General features: G+C 74.1%; 20 protein-coding genes. 13 read left to right on the top strand and 7 right to left on the bottom strand.

Going from position 1 to position 17,519, the window contains the following annotated elements:
• Positions 1 to 25: 25 nt before the first annotated feature.
• Together AC0I8G_RS01520 and AC0I8G_RS01515 are read left to right on the top strand one after the other, a co-directional pair.
• Positions 26 to 1,588, top strand: coding sequence for an FUSC family protein (locus AC0I8G_RS01520; RefSeq protein WP_471728384.1), 1,563 nt, complete (start codon positions 26 to 28; stop codon positions 1,586 to 1,588).
• 19 nt (positions 1,589 to 1,607) lie between these two features.
• Complete coding sequence (locus AC0I8G_RS01515; RefSeq protein ID WP_471728383.1) at positions 1,608 to 1,949, top strand: DUF2516 family protein; 342 nt, start codon at positions 1,608 to 1,610, stop codon at positions 1,947 to 1,949.
• Between the two features lie 3 nt (positions 1,950 to 1,952).
• Here AC0I8G_RS01515 and AC0I8G_RS01510 read toward each other — a convergent pair whose 3' ends face one another.
• Entirely contained in the window at positions 1,953 to 2,282 is a 330-nt protein-coding gene (locus tag AC0I8G_RS01510) for a hypothetical protein (protein ID WP_471728382.1), read from the bottom strand.
• Positions 2,283 to 2,386: 104 nt separating this feature from the next.
• On the opposite strand from AC0I8G_RS01510, the gene dtd reads away from it, so the two are divergent.
• Complete coding sequence (dtd, locus tag AC0I8G_RS01505; RefSeq protein WP_380260862.1) at positions 2,387 to 2,812, top strand: D-aminoacyl-tRNA deacylase; 426 nt, start codon at positions 2,387 to 2,389, stop codon at positions 2,810 to 2,812.
• Here the strand turns inward: dtd and AC0I8G_RS01500 are convergent.
• Together AC0I8G_RS01500 and AC0I8G_RS01495 are read right to left on the bottom strand one after the other, a co-directional pair.
• Positions 2,775 to 3,878, bottom strand: a complete 1,104-nt coding sequence (locus tag AC0I8G_RS01500) for a LacI family DNA-binding transcriptional regulator (protein WP_471728381.1) — start codon at positions 3,876 to 3,878, stop codon at positions 2,775 to 2,777. The two genes, dtd and AC0I8G_RS01500, sit on opposite strands and share 38 nt — an antisense overlap.
• Positions 3,879 to 3,900: 22 nt before the next feature.
• Positions 3,901 to 4,752 (bottom strand): class I SAM-dependent methyltransferase, encoded by an 852-nt coding sequence (locus tag AC0I8G_RS01495; RefSeq protein ID WP_471728380.1) that lies wholly within the window; start codon positions 4,750 to 4,752, stop codon positions 3,901 to 3,903.
• 33 nt (positions 4,753 to 4,785) lie between these two features.
• Between AC0I8G_RS01495 and mshA the strand changes: the two genes are divergently transcribed.
• From mshA to AC0I8G_RS01480, 3 genes are read left to right on the top strand one after another with little or no spacing between them, the layout of a single operon-like run.
• Positions 4,786 to 6,090, top strand: coding sequence for a D-inositol-3-phosphate glycosyltransferase (gene mshA / locus AC0I8G_RS01490; protein WP_380161051.1), 1,305 nt, complete (start codon positions 4,786 to 4,788; stop codon positions 6,088 to 6,090).
• Between the two features lie 9 nt (positions 6,091 to 6,099).
• Positions 6,100 to 6,852: a phosphoglyceromutase gene (locus tag AC0I8G_RS01485; RefSeq protein ID WP_471728379.1), complete on the top strand. Its 753-nt coding sequence runs from the start codon at positions 6,100 to 6,102 to the stop codon at positions 6,850 to 6,852.
• An 8-nt stretch (positions 6,853 to 6,860) separates the two neighbouring features.
• Entirely contained in the window at positions 6,861 to 8,045 is a 1,185-nt protein-coding gene (locus AC0I8G_RS01480) for a glycosyltransferase (protein ID WP_471728378.1), read from the top strand.
• On the opposite strand, the gene AC0I8G_RS01475 is transcribed toward AC0I8G_RS01480, so the two are convergent.
• Both AC0I8G_RS01475 and phoU read right to left on the bottom strand, forming a co-directional pair.
• Positions 8,042 to 8,728: a hypothetical protein gene (locus AC0I8G_RS01475; RefSeq protein ID WP_471728377.1), complete on the bottom strand. Its 687-nt coding sequence runs from the start codon at positions 8,726 to 8,728 to the stop codon at positions 8,042 to 8,044. The genes AC0I8G_RS01480 and AC0I8G_RS01475 overlap by 4 nt on opposite strands.
• A gap of 74 nt (positions 8,729 to 8,802) precedes the next feature.
• The gene (gene phoU / locus AC0I8G_RS01470) at positions 8,803 to 9,468 is read right to left on the bottom strand and encodes a phosphate signaling complex protein PhoU (protein ID WP_380260871.1); all 666 of its coding nucleotides are present in this window, start codon (positions 9,466 to 9,468) and stop codon (positions 8,803 to 8,805) included.
• A 191-nt stretch (positions 9,469 to 9,659) separates the two neighbouring features.
• Here phoU and AC0I8G_RS01465 point away from each other — a divergent pair, with 191 nt between their 5' ends.
• Together AC0I8G_RS01465 and AC0I8G_RS01460 are read left to right on the top strand one after the other, a co-directional pair.
• Complete coding sequence (locus AC0I8G_RS01465) at positions 9,660 to 10,970, top strand: sensor histidine kinase (RefSeq protein ID WP_471728376.1); 1,311 nt, start codon at positions 9,660 to 9,662, stop codon at positions 10,968 to 10,970.
• Positions 10,967 to 11,647 (top strand): response regulator transcription factor, encoded by a 681-nt coding sequence (locus tag AC0I8G_RS01460; RefSeq protein WP_328292776.1) that lies wholly within the window; start codon positions 10,967 to 10,969, stop codon positions 11,645 to 11,647. Before AC0I8G_RS01465 ends, AC0I8G_RS01460 begins: the two co-directional genes overlap by 4 nt.
• 61 nt (positions 11,648 to 11,708) lie before the next feature.
• Here the strand turns inward: AC0I8G_RS01460 and AC0I8G_RS01455 are convergent, their stop codons facing one another.
• Entirely contained in the window at positions 11,709 to 12,362 is a 654-nt protein-coding gene (locus AC0I8G_RS01455; RefSeq protein WP_471728375.1) for a hypothetical protein, read from the bottom strand.
• 310 nt (positions 12,363 to 12,672) lie between these two features.
• Between AC0I8G_RS01455 and AC0I8G_RS01450 the strand changes: the two genes are divergently transcribed.
• Genes AC0I8G_RS01450 through ispF form a run of 3 tightly spaced genes read left to right on the top strand, consistent with a single transcriptional unit; the run spans position 12,673 to position 14,308 of the window.
• Positions 12,673 to 13,155 carry a CarD family transcriptional regulator gene (locus AC0I8G_RS01450; RefSeq protein WP_012084764.1) on the top strand — a complete coding sequence of 161 codons (483 nt, stop codon included), beginning with the start codon at positions 12,673 to 12,675 and terminating at the stop codon, positions 13,153 to 13,155.
• Positions 13,152 to 13,832, top strand: coding sequence for a 2-C-methyl-D-erythritol 4-phosphate cytidylyltransferase (ispD, locus tag AC0I8G_RS01445; RefSeq protein ID WP_471728444.1), 681 nt, complete (start codon positions 13,152 to 13,154; stop codon positions 13,830 to 13,832). Before AC0I8G_RS01450 ends, ispD begins: the two co-directional genes overlap by 4 nt.
• The gene (gene ispF, locus AC0I8G_RS01440) at positions 13,829 to 14,308 is read left to right on the top strand and encodes a 2-C-methyl-D-erythritol 2,4-cyclodiphosphate synthase (protein ID WP_471728374.1); all 480 of its coding nucleotides are present in this window, start codon (positions 13,829 to 13,831) and stop codon (positions 14,306 to 14,308) included. The genes ispD and ispF overlap by 4 nt, the downstream gene beginning before the upstream one ends.
• Positions 14,309 to 14,384: 76 nt before the next feature.
• Here the strand turns inward: ispF and AC0I8G_RS01435 are convergent, their stop codons facing one another.
• Positions 14,385 to 15,713, bottom strand: a complete 1,329-nt coding sequence (locus AC0I8G_RS01435) for an amidohydrolase family protein (RefSeq protein ID WP_471728373.1) — start codon at positions 15,711 to 15,713, stop codon at positions 14,385 to 14,387.
• Between the two features lie 113 nt (positions 15,714 to 15,826).
• On the opposite strand from AC0I8G_RS01435, the gene AC0I8G_RS01430 reads away from it, so the two are divergent.
• Positions 15,827 to 16,819 (top strand): isopenicillin N synthase family dioxygenase, encoded by a 993-nt coding sequence (locus AC0I8G_RS01430; protein WP_471728372.1) that lies wholly within the window; start codon positions 15,827 to 15,829, stop codon positions 16,817 to 16,819.
• The gene (locus AC0I8G_RS01425) at positions 16,816 to 17,466 is read left to right on the top strand and encodes a GntR family transcriptional regulator (RefSeq protein ID WP_471728371.1); all 651 of its coding nucleotides are present in this window, start codon (positions 16,816 to 16,818) and stop codon (positions 17,464 to 17,466) included. Before AC0I8G_RS01430 ends, AC0I8G_RS01425 begins: the two co-directional genes overlap by 4 nt.
• Positions 17,467 to 17,519 lie beyond the last annotated feature (53 nt).

The raw sequence follows: 17,519 nt of genomic DNA, 5'->3' as shown, positions 1-17,519 counted from the left end.
TGAAACACCTGCTAACGTCTTCCGGGTGCTCCTCCGACACCTCGGCTCCTCCGTCCACGGGTGGCAGCGCATCGCCCCCGGACCGCACCCGTGGTGGGCCGCCGGTGTGGCGACCGCGGCCCTCGGTGTCCCGCTCGCCGTCACCCTCGCCGCCGGGCAGCCCCTGCTCGCCGCGCCCGCCACCTTCGGGGCCCTCGCCAACCTCTACGGCCGCACCGAGCCCTACGCCCGCCGCTGGCGGACCCAGGCCTGGACCGGTCTCGGGCTGACGGGGGCCGTGCTCCTCGGCGGCGTCGCCGCCGCCCTGCCGCTCACGGGCTGGCTCGACGTCCTCGTCCCCGCCCTGGCCGTCGCGGTCGTCGCCGTGGTCGCCAAGTTCGTCACCGACGCCGTGCGCACCGGCCCGCCCGGCGGGCTCATCCCCGTCTTCGCCGCCGGCACCCTCACCGTCGAACCGCTGGGCTTCCGCGACCTGCCGCTGGTCGCCGTCGTCACCCTGACCTGCGCGGCGCTCGCGGTCGCCCTGAGCTGCGCGGCCGGGTTGCTGCGCCCGGACGGCCCGGAACGCAACGCCGTGGCCCGGGCGCTGCGCTCGGTGCTGGCGGCCCTCGCCGACCCGCGGCTGCGACCGCGCGCCTCCGCGGACCTGCACGCCGCCTGGGGTGTGCTCTCGCTCAGCGCCCTCGGCTGCGCAGGTCGGCACGGGGGCTGGCTCGCCCACGCCGAGCGGGCGCTCGACGCGGGGGCCGACCCCCGTCCGCTCTCGGCCGCGCTGAGCGCACTGGAGGGTCGGGGGAGCCTCCCGTCGGCGCCGCTGACCCGGGGCGTCCGGGCGGAGCTGCTGGGTCGGGAGAGCGCCCTGCCGCGCTGGCGGGCCGTCCGGGCGGTGCGCGCCGAGCGCGTGCTGGTCGTCCCCGCGCTGCGCGTCGGGATCGCCTGCACCGCGGCCGTCGTCGTGGCCTCGGCCCTCGGCCTCGGGCACACCTACTGGGCCGCCGTGGGTGCGGCCGCGGCCCTGCAGTCGCAGTCGAGCCGCAACACCGCCCAGCGCGCCCTGCAACGCTCGGCCGGGACGCTGCTCGGGGTCGGCGTGGCCGCCGTCCTCGTCCCGCTCGCCACCGACGACGTCCGGCTGTGGCTGCTCACCGTCGTCTGCATGTTCGGCGTCGAGTTCTGCATGCCCCGCAACTACGCCCTCGGCTCGGTCTCCATCACGGCCCTCTCACTGCTGCTGACCCGGCTGGGGACGAACGGGACGGGGGTCTCCACGCTCATCGCGGACCGGGTCGCCGACACCGGCGTCGGTGTCCTCCTGGGGGTCCTGGTCGCCGTCCTGGTGCGCAACCGGCACGCCGGCGCGGCGCTCGAGGACGCCGCCGGGGCACTCCACCGCTCCAGCGCCGGGCACGACCCGCAGGCGCTGCGCCGTGACCTGCTCGGCCTGCGGGAGGCGCGGACGCGGCTCTGCGAGGACGACTGGCGCCTCCCCGCGCCGCGCGCGGCCCTCGACGAGGCGGAGGAGGTCGGCTACCGCCGGTTGGGGGACCTCCTGCGGCGCTCCGGTGAAGGCCGGAACCTCTCGACGTGATCACACGTAGAGTTCAAGTGTGGAGACGCTGAACACCCTGCAGAACGGCGTGCTGCTGATCCTCGGGATCGCGGCCTTCGCCCTCGAGCTCTGGGCGCTGATCGACGTGCTGCGCCGGCCGGCGGGCGCGTTCGTCGCCGCGGGCAAGCGGACGAAGACGTTCTGGACGGTGATCGTGGTCGTGGCCGCCGCGGTCGGGTTCGTCTCGATCTTCTCGGTCCTCGGCATCTTCGGGGTCATCGCCGTCGTCGGTGCCGCGGTCTACCTCGCCGACGTCCGTCCCGCCGTGCGCCAGTACGGCGGCGGTCCGCGGGGCGGCGGCCAGGGCGGGCGCAACCAGGGGCCCTACGGCCCCTGGTGACGTTCAGCGCGCCGCGACGACCGCGCCGTCGGCGTCGCGGCGGCGGGTGGAACGGCGCACCAGCCGGTACCCGCAGCGCAGCAGCGTGATCCCCGCGACGAGCAGCGCCGCGACCGAGAGCAGGTCCGCCTCGGTGAAACCGCGGTCGGCGGTCCAGGTGTGCAGGACCCGCCCCTCCACGGGCGTGTTGACCCGGCTCCAGATCGCGGCCAGCAGGCCCAGCACGAGCGCGACGTCGACCCGCGGGCGGATCAGGGCCCCCAGGGCGCAGACCCCCAGCGCCAACAGGGTCACGGGGATGACCACGGGGCCGTCGACGAGGGTCTGGAGCACCCGCCGATCGTAAGCTCGCAACCTTCACGTCGGGTGAGGTTCGGCCCGGGTCCACCGGATCGTCACCATCCGTCCACCCGGACGGAGCAACCGAGGAGCAGCCCGTGCGGGCAGTCGTCCAGCGGGTCACCCGCGCCAGCGTCACCGTCGACGGCGAGGTCGTCGGCGCCCTCGACCGGCCCGGTCTGCTCGTCCTGCTCGGCGTGACCCACGACGACGGACCGGCCCAGGTCGAGCTCGTCGCGCGCAAGGTCGCGCAGCTGCGCATCCTGCGCGGTGAGCAGGCCGCCGCGGACGTCGGCGCCCCGGTGCTCCTCGTCAGCCAGTTCACCCTCTACGCCGACACCCGCAAGGGCCGCCGTCCCACCTGGAACGCCGCGGCTCCGGGACCGGTCGCCGAGCCCCTCGTCGACGCCGTCGCGCAGGCCCTGCGGGGGCACGGGCTGCAGGTCGAGACCGGCCGGTTCGGCGCCGACATGGCGGTCGAACTCGTCAACGACGGGCCGACGACGATCCTCCTGGAGGCGTGAGACCCGTTTCCCCGGAGCCCTGGGAACTGGCGCGCACCACGAGCCGCCGGGGTTCACCGACCGTCGCCGTCGACGGGTGGCCGCCCAGGACGTCCAGCAGCAACCGCGCGCTCCGGGCCCCGTCGGCCACGACGTCGCGCTGCAACGACGTGATCGCCGGGCTCGCGAGCCGGCACAGCATCGAGTCCTCACCGGCGACGACGGCGAGGTCCTCCGGGATCCGCAGGCCCAGCGCGCGCCGCTCGGCGACGACGGCCGCGGCCATGACGTCGTTGTCGTAGACCACCGCCGTCGGCGGGACCGCGCGCGCCAGCAGTTCCCGGGTGCGCGCCAACCCGCCCTGGGAGGTGTAGTCCGAGACCAGGACCGGTTGCGGCGCACCGAAGACGGCCGTCGTCACCTCGCCCCAGACGACGTCGCGACGACGGGTGTGCAGGAACTCCCGCGGCCCGCTGACCCGGGCGACGTCGCGGTGGCCCTGCTCGGCCAGGTGGGCGACCACCGCGGAGAACGCCTCGCGTTCGGCTTCCAGCGTCAACGCCAGGTGCCCGCCCGTCGGCAACCGGTCGTCGATTCCGCCGCGGAACGCGCAGGGGATCCCGAGGGCGGTGACCAGCGCGAGGCGGGGGTCGTCGACGAGCAGGTCGGTGAGGATCACCCCGTCCACCCGGCGTTCGGCCCACCAGTCGCGCAGCACCTCCACGGCCGTCGCGGCGTCCGGGACGACGCTCAGCAGCAGCGAGAACCCCTCCCGGGCCAGGACGCTCTCGATCCCCGCGAGCAGCCGCATGTAGTACGGCTCCTCCTCGAAGAGCCGCACGTCGCGCGCGATGGCCAGACCGATGGCCCCCGCCCGCGCGTTGGAGAGCGACCGCGCCGCGGCGCTGGGACGCCAGCCGAGCCGGCCGGCCGCGGCCCGGATGCGTTCCCGGGTCTGCTCCGAGACCCCCGGCAGGTCGTTGAGGGCGTAGGAGACCGAGGCCTTGGAGACGCCCGCGAGCCGGGCGATGTCGTTGATCGTGGGGCGGGCGGGGACCCCCGCGGGCGGCTCCACCGGTCCCGTCACGACGGCATCCTCCCCCGACGCCTCACCCACGCGGCACGACGCACTCCCACGCCACGCTCAGCTCGCCCAGGCGCCAGCGCGCGACGGAGTCGAGGACGGGCCAGTCCCGCGCCAGGTCGCGGCACGTCGCGATCCAGCGCTGACGCACCCCGAACGTCCCCGCCGGGGCCGCCCGGGCCCACGCCGCGTCCGCCGCCCGCAGCAGGTCGTGGACGCCCTCACCCGCGACGTTGCGGTGGATGAGCACCTTCGGCAGGCGTTCGGCGACCGCCGAGGGCTGCGGGAGACCCGCGAGGCGCACCGAGATCGTCAGCGACACCGGACCGGCGTCGCGGTCCAGGGCCACCCAGCAGGCCCGCCGCCCCAGCTCGTCGCAGGTCCCGTCGACGGCGAGACCGCCCGGCGCCAACCGCGAGCGCATCAGGTCCCAGGTGGCCAGGACCTCCGCGGTCTCGTACTGCCGCAACACGTTGAAGGCCCGCACCAGCACCGGTGCACCACCCCCGGGGACGCCGAGCTCGAAGCCGCCGACCGCGAACTCGGGTGCCCCGGCGACCCCCGCGGTCCCCGCCCGCGCGAACTCGACGCGTTCGGGGGAGATCTCCAGGCCCACCACCCGCACGTCGGGGCGGACCCGGCGCAACCAGCGCTGCAGGTCGGTCACGGTGACCGGCGACGCCCCGTACCCGAGGTCCACGACCAGGGGCGTCCGCGCCCGGCGCAACCGCCCGTCCTGGGTCTGCGCGAGCCAGCGCTCCACGCGGCGCAGCCGGTCCGGGCCGGTGGTCCCGCGCGTCACCGCACCGACGGGGGAGCCGGCGGGGTGCACCCCGGAGGCGTCCACGCGGACGCGGGAGGCAGACTGCCGGGGCACGTCGGAAGACTATTTCAGCCGGGAGGACCACGGGTGCGTGCCACGTCGCAGGTCCAGCGGGTCGCCCTCGTGTCCGTGCACACCTCCCCGCTCGCCCAGCCCGGCACCGGTGACGCCGGGGGCATGAACGTCTACGTCGTCGAGGTCGCCCGCCAGCTCGCCCGGCGCGGGATCGAGGTCGACGTCTTCACCCGTCGCACCTCCTCCGACCAGCCGCCCGTCGTCGAACTGGCCGACGGCCTGCGCTGCCGCCACGTCGACGCCGGTCCCTACGAAGGGCTCGACAAGGCCGACCTCCCCGGCCAGCTCTGCGCCTTCACCGCCGGGATGCTGCACGCCGAGGCCCGCCACGCCGAGCACCACTACGACCTCGTGCACTCCCACTACTGGCTCTCCGGCCAGGTCGGCTGGCTCACCGCCGACCGCTGGGACGTCCCGCTCGTCCACTCCATGCACACCATGGCCAAGGTCAAGAACGCCGCGCTCGCCGAGGGGGACACCCCCGAACCGGCCGGCCGGGTCATCGGCGAGCAGCAGGTCGTCGACGCCGCCGACCGCCTCGTCGCCAACACCGACGCCGAACGCCAGGACCTGCTCGACCTCTACGGAGCCGACCCCGCGAAGGTCGTCGTCGTCCCGCCGGGGGTCGACCTCACGACGTTCACGGCGCAGCCCGGCCGCGCTGCCGCGCGTCGTCGCCTGGGGCTGCCCGAGGACGCCGAGGTGCTGCTCTTCGTCGGCCGCATCCAGCCGCTGAAGGCCCCGGACCTGCTCGTGCGGGCGAGCGCCGAGCTGCTGCGCGAACAGCCCTGGCGGCGCTCGCGGCTGAAGGTCGTCGTCCTGGGTGGCCCGAGCGGTTCGGGGACGGCGCACCCCGACTCCCTCGCCGAACTCGTGCGCTCCCTCGGGCTGGAGGACGTCGTCCGCCTCGCCGCGCCGGTGCCCCCGGGGGAACTGGCCGACCACTACCGGGCCGCCGACGTCGTCACGGTGCCGTCCTACAACGAGTCCTTCGGCCTGGTCGCCCTGGAGGCCCAGGCCTGCGCGACCCCCGTCGTCGCCGCGGCCGTCGGCGGGCTGCGCACGGCGGTGCGCGACGACCGGGGCGAGGACGAGGGCCGGGGCACGGGGCTGCTCGTGCCCGACCACGACCCGCGCACGTGGGCGCACGCCCTGCGGACGCTGCTGGAGGACCCGGCCCGACGCACGGCCATGGGCGAACGGGCCGCGCGCCGGGCCCAGGGGTTCGGCTGGGGCGCCACCGCGGAGGCGACGCTCGAGGTGTACCGGCGGGCCGCGCAGGAGAGGGCGCTCGAACGGGCCCGCGGCGCTCGGTAGGCTCGTCCCATGACTGAAGCGGCGCACACCCTCGTCCTCCTGCGGCACGGCGAGAGCGAGTGGAACGCCCTGAACCTCTTCACCGGCTGGGTCGACGTGGCCCTCTCGGAGAAGGGGCGGGCCGAGGCCGCCGCGGGCGGGCGGATGCTCGTCGAGAACGACGTCCTGCCCGACGTCGTGCACACTTCGCTGCTGCGCCGGGCGATCACGACGGCGTTCCTCGCCCTCGACGCGGCCGACCGGCACTGGATCGAGACGAAGCGTTCCTGGCGCCTCAACGAGCGCCACTACGGTGCGCTGCAGGGCAAGGACAAGAAGCAGACGCTGGCCGAGTTCGGTGAGGAGCAGTTCATGCTCTGGCGCCGGTCCTACGACACCCCGCCGCCGGCCATCGAGGCCGGCTCGGAGTTCTCCCAGGACGCCGACCCGCGCTACGCCGACCTCGGCGCCGACGCGCCGCTCACCGAGTGCCTGGCCGACGTCGTCGCGCGGATGCTGCCCTACTGGAGCGAGCAGGTCGTCCCGGACCTGCAGGCCGGCAAGACCGTCCTGCTCGCGGCCCACGGCAACTCGCTGCGCGCGCTCGTGAAGCACCTCGACGGCATCTCCGACACCGACATCGCCGGGCTGAACATCCCCACCGGCATCCCGCTGGTCTACCGCCTCGACGCGGACCTGAAGCCGCTCGTCCCGGGCGGGGAGTACCTCGACCCGGCCGCCGCGGCCGCGGCCGTCGCCGCGGTCGCGAACCAGGGTCGCTGAGCCGCCCGGTGACGGAGACCTCGCCGACCTCGCCGACCTCGCCGACGTCGGGGACCGCGGGGCCCGGTCCGCGGGTCCTGCTGATCGAGGGTGCGCTGCGGGACAACGGCGGTCTCCGGGTCTCCCTCGACCTGGCCCGCCGCTGGCAGGCCATGGGGGCCCGCGTCCGGTTCCTGGTCCTCGAGAACGTCGAGCCGGACGGGCCCATGCTCCAGCCCGATCCCGGGCTCGACACCCGCTGGGGCAGTGCGCAGGTGCGCCGCTTCCGCAGCGCGTTCCCGCGGATCGTCGCCACCACGGTGCGCCACGTCCGCCGGGCCGACGTCGTCGTGTCCGGCAGCGAGGTCGGCTACGGCCTGCTGATCGGTTGGGCCGCGGCGAAGATCGCCGGGAAGCCGTTCGTCGTGCTGGTGCAGAGCTCGCTGCCGCGCGCGGTGGCGGCCTGGACCCCGGCGCGGCTGCGCCCCCTGCTGACGTCGGTGCACCAACGGGTCGACGCGGCGGTCTGCGTCTCGCCGGGCCTCGTCGACGACGTCGTGGAGGTCGGGTTGCCGGCCGAGCGCATCCACGTCGCCGACATCGGCATCGACGTGGCCGCCACCCGGCAGGCCGCGCTCGACCAGGGCGGTCCGCGTCGTCCGACGTCGGGCCGCACCCGGTTCGTCGCCGCGGGCCGGCTCGCGCAGCAGAAGGGTTTCGACGTCCTGCTCGAGGCGTTGGCCCGGGTCGTCGCCGCGGGGGACGACGTCGAGCTGGAGATCGTCGGCGCGGGGGAGCTCGACGCCGACCTGAGGGCGCAGGCCGAACTGCTCGGTCTCGGGGACCGGGTGGAGTTCGCCGGCCACGTCGGGGACCTCCAGGCCCGTCTCGCCGGCGCCGACGCGTTCGTCCTGTCCTCGCGCTACGAGGGCAACGGGAGCCTGGTCCTGCTCGAGGCCCTGGCCCACGGCCGTCCGGTGATCGCCACCGACTGCCCCACGGGACCCCGCTACGTCCTGCGGGGCGGGGAACTCGGCGACCTGGTGCCGACCGAGGACGTCGCCGCCCTCGCGGACGCGCTGTCGGCCTTCGTCCGTGACCCGGAGCCGTTGCGTCGCAAGGCCTCCGGTGCGGTGAGCCGGGCGTGGGACTTCGACCAGGACGCCGCGGCGCTGGAGGTCGCGACCATCCTCGCCGGACTCGTCCGGCGCTAGCCGCTCGTAGGACTCGCAGAACTCGTCGGGCTCGTGGGTCCCGAGGGACTCGGCGAGCCCGACGGGTTCGACGGGTCGGCGTTCGAGCCGCCCGAGCAGGCGGCCTCGACGGCGGCCTGCAACCGTTCCTGGGCGGACACGACCTGGGCGGCGGAGTTCGCGTCGGGGCTCACCGCCAGGGTCGCGTCGTCGAGGCGGTCCATGGCCGTGGCTAGGTCCTCCGCCGATCCGCTGCCCGCGGTGAGGTCACCCGCCTGGGTGGCGAGGCGCTGGTAGTAGTCCAGGACGAGCTGAGCGTCCGGCGACTCCTCCGGCGGGGAGGCCGCCAGGACGGCGGCGTAGTAGCCCGGTCCCTCGGTCGTCGTGACCAGGGTGAGCACGGACTGCGCCTGGGAATCGCCGCGGCGGATGCCGAGTCGGCTCAGCTCGGCCGCGTAGGCGTCGTCGAGGGTCTTCTGGGCCGCGTCGACGGAGGCGCAGTCGAAGGTCGGGCCGCTGCTGGTGGGGCTCTCCGTCGCGGCGCTGGAGGGGGACGTCGTCGTCTCGGTCGGGCTCCGCGTCGTGGTGGTGGGCGCCGGATCGGGGCTGTCGCCACCTCCGCAACCGGCCAGGACCGCGCCGCTGGAGAGGACACCGCAGACCAGCCCCAGCAGGGACCGCCGTGCGCCCCGCCGCGTGATCACGCCATCGACGCTACACCCCGGCCCGGTCGTGGGCGCGTCCGAGCCCGCCGCGGCGTCGCGGCGGGCTGGGACGGTCAGACCGTCTGCGGCGCAACGTCCTCCTCGCGCGTGCCGGTCACCATGAACAGCACCGACTTGGCCACGGAGACGGCGTGGTCGGCGAAGCGCTCGTAGTAGCGGCTGCACAGCGTGAGGTCGACGGCCACCTCGGTGGGGTGGTCCCAGGTGCGGGAGAGCAACTGCTCGAAGACCTGGCGGTGCAGGCGGTCCATCTCGTCGTCGTCGACCTCCATCTCGGCGGCCATGGCGACGTCGCGGGTGGCGATGACGCTGCCGGCCTTCGCGACGATCCGCTCGGCGACCTGACCCATCTCGAGGACGGTGGCCCGCAGTTCCGGCGGGACGACGGGCTCCGGGTGACGCAGCCGGGCCAGCTTGGCGACGTGGCGGGCGAGGTCGCCCATCCGCTCGAGGCTGGAGCTCATCCGCAGCGCGGTCACGACGACGCGCAGGTCGGTCGCGACGGGGGACTGGCGGGCGAGGACGTCGACGGCCCGCTCCTCGAGGTCGCGCTGGAGCTGGTCGATGCGCTTGTCGGCGGAGATCACCGTCTCGGCGAGTTCGCGGTCGGCGTCCAGCAGGGCGCTGGTCGCGCGGGTCATGGCTGATTCGGCGAGCTGGGTCATCTCGACGAGCGTCTCGACGAGACCTGCCAGCTCGTCGTGGTACACGTTGCGCACGGCAAGGTCCTCCGGGGTTTCGTGACGGCCGGACGTCCCGTGCTCTTGAGACGCCTCGGTCAATGGTGACCCGGGCAGGCTCGCAGGGCCCGGTGAACGAGCGGCTCCCCGTGGGTGAACATCTGCGTGGCCGGGCCGCGTCCGGGCGTCGACGGCTCGGGGTGGTCCCCCGGTCACCGTAGGCTTGCGGGGTGCTGGGCGATGTCTCCGTGTCGATCGCCGCGGTGGTCGGTGTGCTGACCGGCGCGGCCGGGGTGCTGGCCTTCCGCGTCTCCGAACGCCTCCAGCACCCGTCCGTGCCCCCCGCCCCGCCGGCGAGCGGGCTGCCCGCGGGGGTCAGCGACGTCCTGATGGCGTTGCGTTCCTCCGCCGTGGTCCTCTCCGCCGACGACCAGGTGGTGAAGGCCAGTGCCGCCTCCTACGCCACGGGTGTCGTGAGCGGCAACGAGCTCACCGACGCGCAGTTGCGCGACATGGTGCGCGCCTGTCGACGTGACGGCCGGGTCCGCGAGGTCGAGACGGACCTGGGCGCGGGGCTGGGGCGCCCGCCCGCGGTCGTGCTGGCCCGGGTCACGCCGTTGGGCCCGCACCACGTCCTCCTGCTGCTCGAGGACCGCACGGAGTCGCGGCGCATCGAGGCCGTGCGGAGGGACTTCGTCGCCAACGTCAGCCACGAGCTGAAGACCCCGGTGGGTGCGTTGATGCTGTTGTCGGAGGCCGTCGAGGACGCCGCCGACGACCCGGACGCCGTGCGGCACTTCTCCCGCCGGATGCGCCGCGAGGCCAAGCGCCTGACGGCCCTGGTGCAGGAGATCATCGACCTCTCGCGCCTGCAGGCCGCCGAGAACGTGGTGCAGCCGGAGGTCATGGACGTCGACGGCCTCGTCGCCGAGGCCGTGGACCGGGTGGGCACCCTGGCCCAGGGGCGCGGGTCGGAGGTCGTCGTCGCCGGCGTCCGCGGGCTGCAGCTGCGGGGTGACCGCGAACTGCTCGTCACGGCGCTGCGCAACCTCGTGCACAACGCCCTGGCGTACTCCCCGGAACGCAGCCGGGTGGTCGTCGAGGTGCGCAGGGGTTCCGGGGGGATCGCCGGGAAGCTCGCGGGACAGCAGCTCTCGACGGTGGACATCGCGGTCTCCGACCGCGGGGTCGGGATCAGCGCTGCCGACCTCGACCGCATCTTCGAACGGTTCTACCGCGTCGACCCCGCCCGTTCGCGCTCGACGGGCGGCACCGGACTCGGGTTGTCGATCGTCAAGCACGTGGCCGGCAACCACGGTGGCGAGGTCAAGGTCTGGAGCGCCGAGGGGGAGGGGTCGACCTTCACGCTGCGACTGCCGGGACCCCCGCCGGAGACCGCCGACGCCGGCCCCACGACCACGACGGCCGGTGCCGTCGGGGACGCCGCACCGCACGCCCCGAAGACGCACCCGCAACCGCACCCGCAGCAACACACGGCGCAGAACCCCTCGCCGCACTCGCAACTGGAGGTCCGACCGTGACGCGCATCCTGGTGGTGGAGGACGAGGAGTCCTTCTCCGACCCGCTGTCCTACCTGCTGCGGCGGGAGGGCTACGACGTGGCCGTCACCGAGAACGGCAACGACGCGCTCGAGGAGTTCGACAAGGCCGGTGCCGACCTCGTGCTGCTCGACCTCATGCTGCCCGGCCTGCCCGGGACCGAGGTCTGCCGCCAGTTGCGGACGCGCTCCAGCGTCCCGGTCATCATGCTGACCGCGAAGGACTCCGAGATCGACAAGGTGGTGGGCCTGGAGATCGGTGCCGACGACTACGTCACCAAGCCGTACTCCTCGCGGGAGCTGCTGGCCCGGGTGCGCGCCGTGCTGCGTCGTGGCGCCGAACCCGAGGACCTCGTGCAGACGACGGTCGAGGCCGGTGGCGTCCGGATGGACGTCGACCGCCACGTCGTGACCGTGCGCGGCGAGCGGGTCCCGTTGCCGCTCAAGGAGTTCGAGCTGCTGGAGCTGCTGCTGCGCAACGCCGGGCGGGTCCTGACGCGGGTGCAGCTCATCGACCGCGTCTGGGGTTCGGACTACGTGGGGGACACCAAGACCCTCGACGTCCACGTGAAACGGCTGCGGGCGAAGATCGAACCAGACCCTGCGAACCCCCGGCACCTGGTGACGGTGCGCGGGCTGGGCTACAAGTTCGAGGGCTGAGCCCGGACGCACGAGAGGGGGTGGCCCACCGGGCCACCCCCTCTCGCGCGTGACGCAGAGGTCAGCCTTCGGCGGCCGACGGCTCCTCGCCCACGGCCGGGCCGCAGGTGACGGACGGTGAGGGCGTCGCCGAGGCGCTGGCGGTGTCCGAGGGTGCGGTCGGCGTGATCGGCGCGTACTCGAAGCAGGGGAGCACGACCGGCGCCTGGACGGCCTGCGCCTGCCCGTCCACGCGGAAGGTGACGGGGACGGTCTCGCCCGGGGTGACGGGGACCTGCGGGACCTGGACCCAGCCGACCTGGGACTGCGTGCCCGAGTCGTCGTCGGTCGCGGCGGCGTCGTCCGCCACGGCGGAGGGGTCACCCAGGTGCAGGGACGAACCGGCCGCGAGGAAGAACGACTGCGCCGCGGGTGCGCCGGCGTCGACGTCGACCGACACCGAGACGGTGGCGGGGTCCGGACCGGGGTTCACCAGCACGACGGACAGCACGCCCGGTTCGTCGACCCCGGAGGAGACGACGAGGGTGTTGCGGACGGTCACGCCGCCCACGGTCGTGCCCGTCCCGTCGCTGGGCTCGTACGGCTTGAGCACTGTGGCGGGCGAGAAGACCGCACAGCCGGCCACACCCATCGTGGCGGCGAGGGTCACGACCGCGAAGGCGGAGCGCTGGGCCACGAGGCGGCGCGAGGAGGTTCGGCGCAGGCGGAGCTTCACGCGTTCAGACTACCGGCAGTCGTAGCTGTGTTCGCAGCGGAGCGGGGCGTCGACCCCGACGACGGGGTGCGATCCGGTCACGTGCCGATCACGCTCCCGTCACGACGTGGGGCCCGCGGCGGACGTGCCGAGAGTGTCTCGACGATCACCCTGGGCGAGGGGTGATCCGGTGCGCGAAGCATGCGATGCGGGGTCTGTCAAGCCCCCGACCGCCGACCGTGAGCCTCTGACCTGCGCAAACGCTCCGATCGAGACTGTCCACAACCCGATCGCCGTGGTAATCTGGAACCAGGGAAAGGGGTCAATTTCTATGGCTTTCACGGTCGGCGAAACGGTTGTCTACCCCCACCACGGGGCGGCACTGATCGAAGAGATCAAGACCCGGACCATCAAGGGCGAGGACAAGCTCTACCTCGTGCTGAAGGTGGCCCAGGGCGATCTCACCATCGAAGTTCCTGCGGACAACGTCGACCTCGTCGGCGTTCGTGACGTCGTGGGTCGCGAGGGGCTGGACCGGGTGTTCTCGGTCCTGCGCACGCCGTACGCGGAGGAACCCACCAACTGGTCCCGCCGCTACAAGGCGAACCTCGAGAAGCTCGCGTCCGGTGACGTGGTCAAGGTGGCGGAGGTCGTGCGCGACCTCTGGCGACGTGACCAGGACCGCGGTCTCTCCGCCGGGGAGAAGCGCATGCTGGCGAAGGCGCGGCAGATCCTGGTCTCCGAACTCGCGTTGGCGGAGAACACCAACGAGGACAAGGCCGAGTCGCTGCTCGACGAGGTCCTGGCCTCCTGAGATCCGCGCTCGTCGTCCCGGCCGCAGGCCGGGGCGACCGCCTCGGGGCCTCACGTCCCAAGGCTCTCGTTCCACTGGCGGGTGAACCGCTGCTCGTGCACGCGGTGCGGCGCGCTGCGGCCTCCGGCGTCATCGACGTCGTGGTCGCAGTCGCGCCCGCCGACGCGTGCGACGAGGTCATGTCCCTGCTCGCCCCCCTGCACGGCGACGTCATCGTCGTCGCCGGCGGGGCCGAGCGGCAGGACTCGGTCAGGCTGGGCCTCGAAGCGCTCGCCGACGACGTCGACGTCGTCCTGGTCCACGACGCGGCCCGCTGCCTCACCCCTCCCCACGTCTTCACGGCCGTCGTCGAGGCCGTGCGCGCCGGCGCGCCCGCGGTGATCCCGGTGCTCCCGGTGTCGGACACGATCAAGCGGGTCGCGGGCCACCTCGTGGTCGAGACCGTCGACCGCAGCGAGCTCGTCGCCGTGCAGACCCCGCAGGGCTTCGCGGCCGGCCCCCTGCGAGCGGCGCACGCCGCCGCCGTCCCCGGTGCCGCCGCGACCGACGACGCCGGGATGCTCGAATCACTGGGTCACCCCGTGCGGACGGTGCCCGGCCACGAGCACGCGTTCAAGGTCACCCGCCCGGTCGACCTCGTCCTCGCCCACGCGCTGCTGGCCCAGGAGGCCCCGTGACCACCCTGCCCCGCGTCGGGACCGGCGTCGACGTGCACCAGCTGGTCGCCGGTCGCCCGTGCTGGATCGCCGGTGTGCTCTGGGAGGGCGAGGAGGTCGGCCCGGAGGGCCACTCCGACGGCGACGTCGCCGCGCACGCCTGCTGCGACGCGTTGTTCGCGGCGGCCGGTCTCGGCGACCTCGGCGCCCACTTCGGGACCGCCCGTCCCGAGTTCGCCGGTGCCTCCGGGGCGCGGTTGCTGGCGGAGGCCGCCCGCCTCGTGCGGGCGGCCGGTTTCGAGATCGGCAACGTCTCGGTCCAGGTGATCGGCAACCGGCCGAAGATCGGCCGTCGCCGCCCCGAGGCCGAGGCCGCGCTCGGTGCCGCCTGCGGCGCACCCGTCTCCGTCGCCGGGACGACGACGGACGCCCTCGGCCTGACCGGTCGGGGCGAGGGCATCGCGGCGATCGCCACCGCCCTCGTCGCCCTGCGCTGACCGGCCTGCGCTGACCGGCCTGCGCTGACCGGCCTGCGCTGACCGGCCTGCGCTGACCGGCCTGCGCTGACCGACCTCACGCCAGCAGGGCCGCGACGAGCTCCTCCTCGTCGATGCGGGTGCTGCGACCGTCGGAGACCACGACCTCCCCGTCCACCAGGACGGTGTCGACGATCCGCGGGGTTCCCGTGGTGAGCAGGCCGGCCCCCGGGTCCAGGACGGGCAGGCACCCGAAGTCGCGGTCGAAGCGCACCAGGGTGAGGTCCGCCGGGGTGCCCACGGTGACGCCCCCGCCGGGCCGCTGCGCCAGGCCCAGCACCGAGGAGGCCCCGTCGACCGCGAGGGCGACCACGTCGGCGAAGCCCAGCAGGTCCGCGCGGCGGTGGGTGGCCCGCTGCAGGTAGGCGGCGGTGCGCATCGTCTCCAGCATGTCCTGCCGGTCGTTGGAGGCCGCACCGTCGACGCCCAAGCCCACCGCGACACCCGCGGCGAGCAGGTCGGGGACGGGGGCGACCCCGGATCCCAGCCTCATGTTCGAGACCGGGTTGTGCGAGACCGCGCACCCCGCCGCCGCCAGCGCCGCGACGTCGTGCGCGGTGAGGGCGACGCCGTGCACGGCGAGGAGCCGGTCGCTGAGGAACCCGGCGTCCGAGAGGTACTGCAGCGCACCGACTCCGGCGTGTTCGCGGCACATGTCCTCGTCGGTGCTCGTCTCCAGCAGGTGGATCGAGATCCGCAGGTCGCGTTCGAGCGCGAACTCGTGGACCGTGCGCAGACCCTCGGGGGTGAGGCTGCGCGGGTTCGGCGCCGCGAGGGCCGGGGTGACCCGCGTTCCCCGGGTGGCGCCCGCCAACCGCTCCACGTGGTCGAGGGCGGTGTCCAGGGGCTGCATGAGCCGGGGGTCGAAACCCCACTTCCGGCTGGGGTCGGGGCGGTCGGCGACGCCGCGGCCGAGCAGGGCCCGCACCCCGACGTCCTCCAGGGCCTGCAGCACGGCGGCGTGGACCTCCTCCGAGGGGTGCGGCCACATGTGCTCGACCAGGGTGGTGGACCCGCTGCGCAGACCGTCGAGGGCGCCGGCGACGGCGGCGAGGTAGGCCGACTCGGGGGTGACGGCGGCCATGTGCTGCCCGACGGCCAGCAGCCAGGACAGCAGCGGTTGCCCCTCGCCGACCCCGCGGCACGTCGCCTGCTGGAGGTGCGTGTGGGTGTTGACGAACCCCGGGAGCAGGTGGGCACCGGTGCCGTCGAGACCCTCGGTGCCGTTCTCGTGCGGGCGGATCGCCGCGACCGCTCCGTCGCGCAGGAGCACGTCCTGGTGCTCCCGCCAGGTCCCGCCGTCCCAGACGGTGACGTCGGTGACGGCGGTGGGGAACGTGCGGGGGGCGTTCGTCGTGAGGTTCACCCCCGAACTCTGACCGAGGAGCGTGGCCGGCGGAAGACCTCCGGATCACATGCAACACGATGTTCACACGGCGGCTCTTGCGTCAGATTGCATGCAACCGACACGGTGGGGTCATGACCGCTCCCCAGCAGATGACCGAGCTCGACCGCGAGTCCCGCATGGGCGACCTCGGGACGGAACGCGACCGGGCCATCCCGCAGATCGACCTCTCCGACTTCGAGGCCCGCCGCGGCGAGATCACCGAGCAGCTGTGGTCCGCGGCGACCGAGGTCGGCTTCTTCCAGATCGTGAACCACGGCATCGAGGCGGCCGCCGTCGACCGTGCGTTCGCGATGGCGGAGGCGTTCTTCGACCTCCCCGTCGAGGTGAAGCAGCAGTACCCCCTCGACCGGCCCAGGAACTCCGGCTGGGAGTCGGGGACCCAGGTCCGTCCCTCGGTGGGGACCCCGGACCGCAAGGAGTCCTACCAGATCACCCGTCCGCACATGGGCCCGCTCTTCCCCTCCGACGCGCAACTCCCGGAGTTCCGCGAGTTCATGCTCGGGTTCGAGACGCGGTGCTGGGAGCTCGCGATGCGGGTGCTGTCCTGCTTCGCGGAGAAGCTCGGCTTCGAGCGCGAGTTCTTCACCGGCGCCCACGACCCGTCCGCCGACACCTACCAGTCGACCCTGCGGATCCTGCACTACCCGGAACTCCCCGGCGACGTCGCGGTGGAACCCGGGGTCTGGCGGGCCGGAGCGCACACCGACTTCGACTGCCTCACGTTGCTGTTCCAGCGCACCGGTCAGGGTGGACTGCAGGTCTGCCCGGGCCGGGACCTCGACGCGCCGGAGTGGACGTCGGTCGTGCCCTCCGACGAGGCCATCACCTGCAACATCGGGGACATGCTGATGCGGTGGAGCGACGACCAGCTGCGGTCCACCTTCCACCGCGTGCGGATGCCCGGGGCGGGGGAGTACACCGGAGCGCGCTACAGCATGCCGTTCTTCGCCCAGGCCAACCGCGAGGTCCTCATCGAGACCCCCGGTGGCACCTACCCGCCGATCACCGCCGCCGACTACATCGCCGAGCGGATCCGCGCGAACTACGGCACCCCCGCGGCGTGAGCGTCGAACTGCTGGGCGACACCGTCCACACCGCGCTGCTCGCCCGCATCCTCGACGGCCGCCTGCCCCCGGGGACCCCGCTCAGCGTTCCCGCGCTCGCGGCGGAACTCGGTGTGAGCCGGAGTCCCGTGCGCGACTCGGTGCAGCGACTGGTCGCCGAGGGGATCGCGGTGTCCGCCCCGCACGCGGGGGCGAAGGTCGCGACGGTGACGGCCGAGGACCTGTCCGAGGTGTTCCGCGTCCGCGAGGTCCTCGACGGGCTGGCCGCGGCGGAGGCGACGGAGCGCGTGGACCGGGACGGGCTGGCCCGGCTCGCGGCCCTCGTCGACGCCGAGGAGGCCGCCCTGACCTGGACCCCGGAACCGGCGCGCGACGCCGGACTGGACCTCGAGTTCCACGCCGTCGTGCGTGAACTCTCCGGCAACGCGACCCTCGCCGACGCCCTGCGCCGCCTGGAGGTCCGCGCCCACCTGTCCGGAGCCGGGCTGTGGGCCGAGCAGCGCCACCGCGAACTCGCCGTCGCCGAGCACCGTCGCATCCTCGCCGCGGTGGAGGCCGGCGACGTGGCGGCGGCCCGCCTCGCCGCCGCTGCCCACGTCGCCGCCATCGGCGTGCGCCTCCGCCGCGCCCAACTCACCCTCGCCTGACCAACTTCTGGGGGCTTCTCCACCCTTCCCGAGCCAGGGAAGGGTGGAGAAGT

It is taken from the genome of Kineococcus sp. AC630 (assembly GCF_979255925.1).
This window is presented reverse-complemented; position numbering and strand designations above follow the sequence as displayed.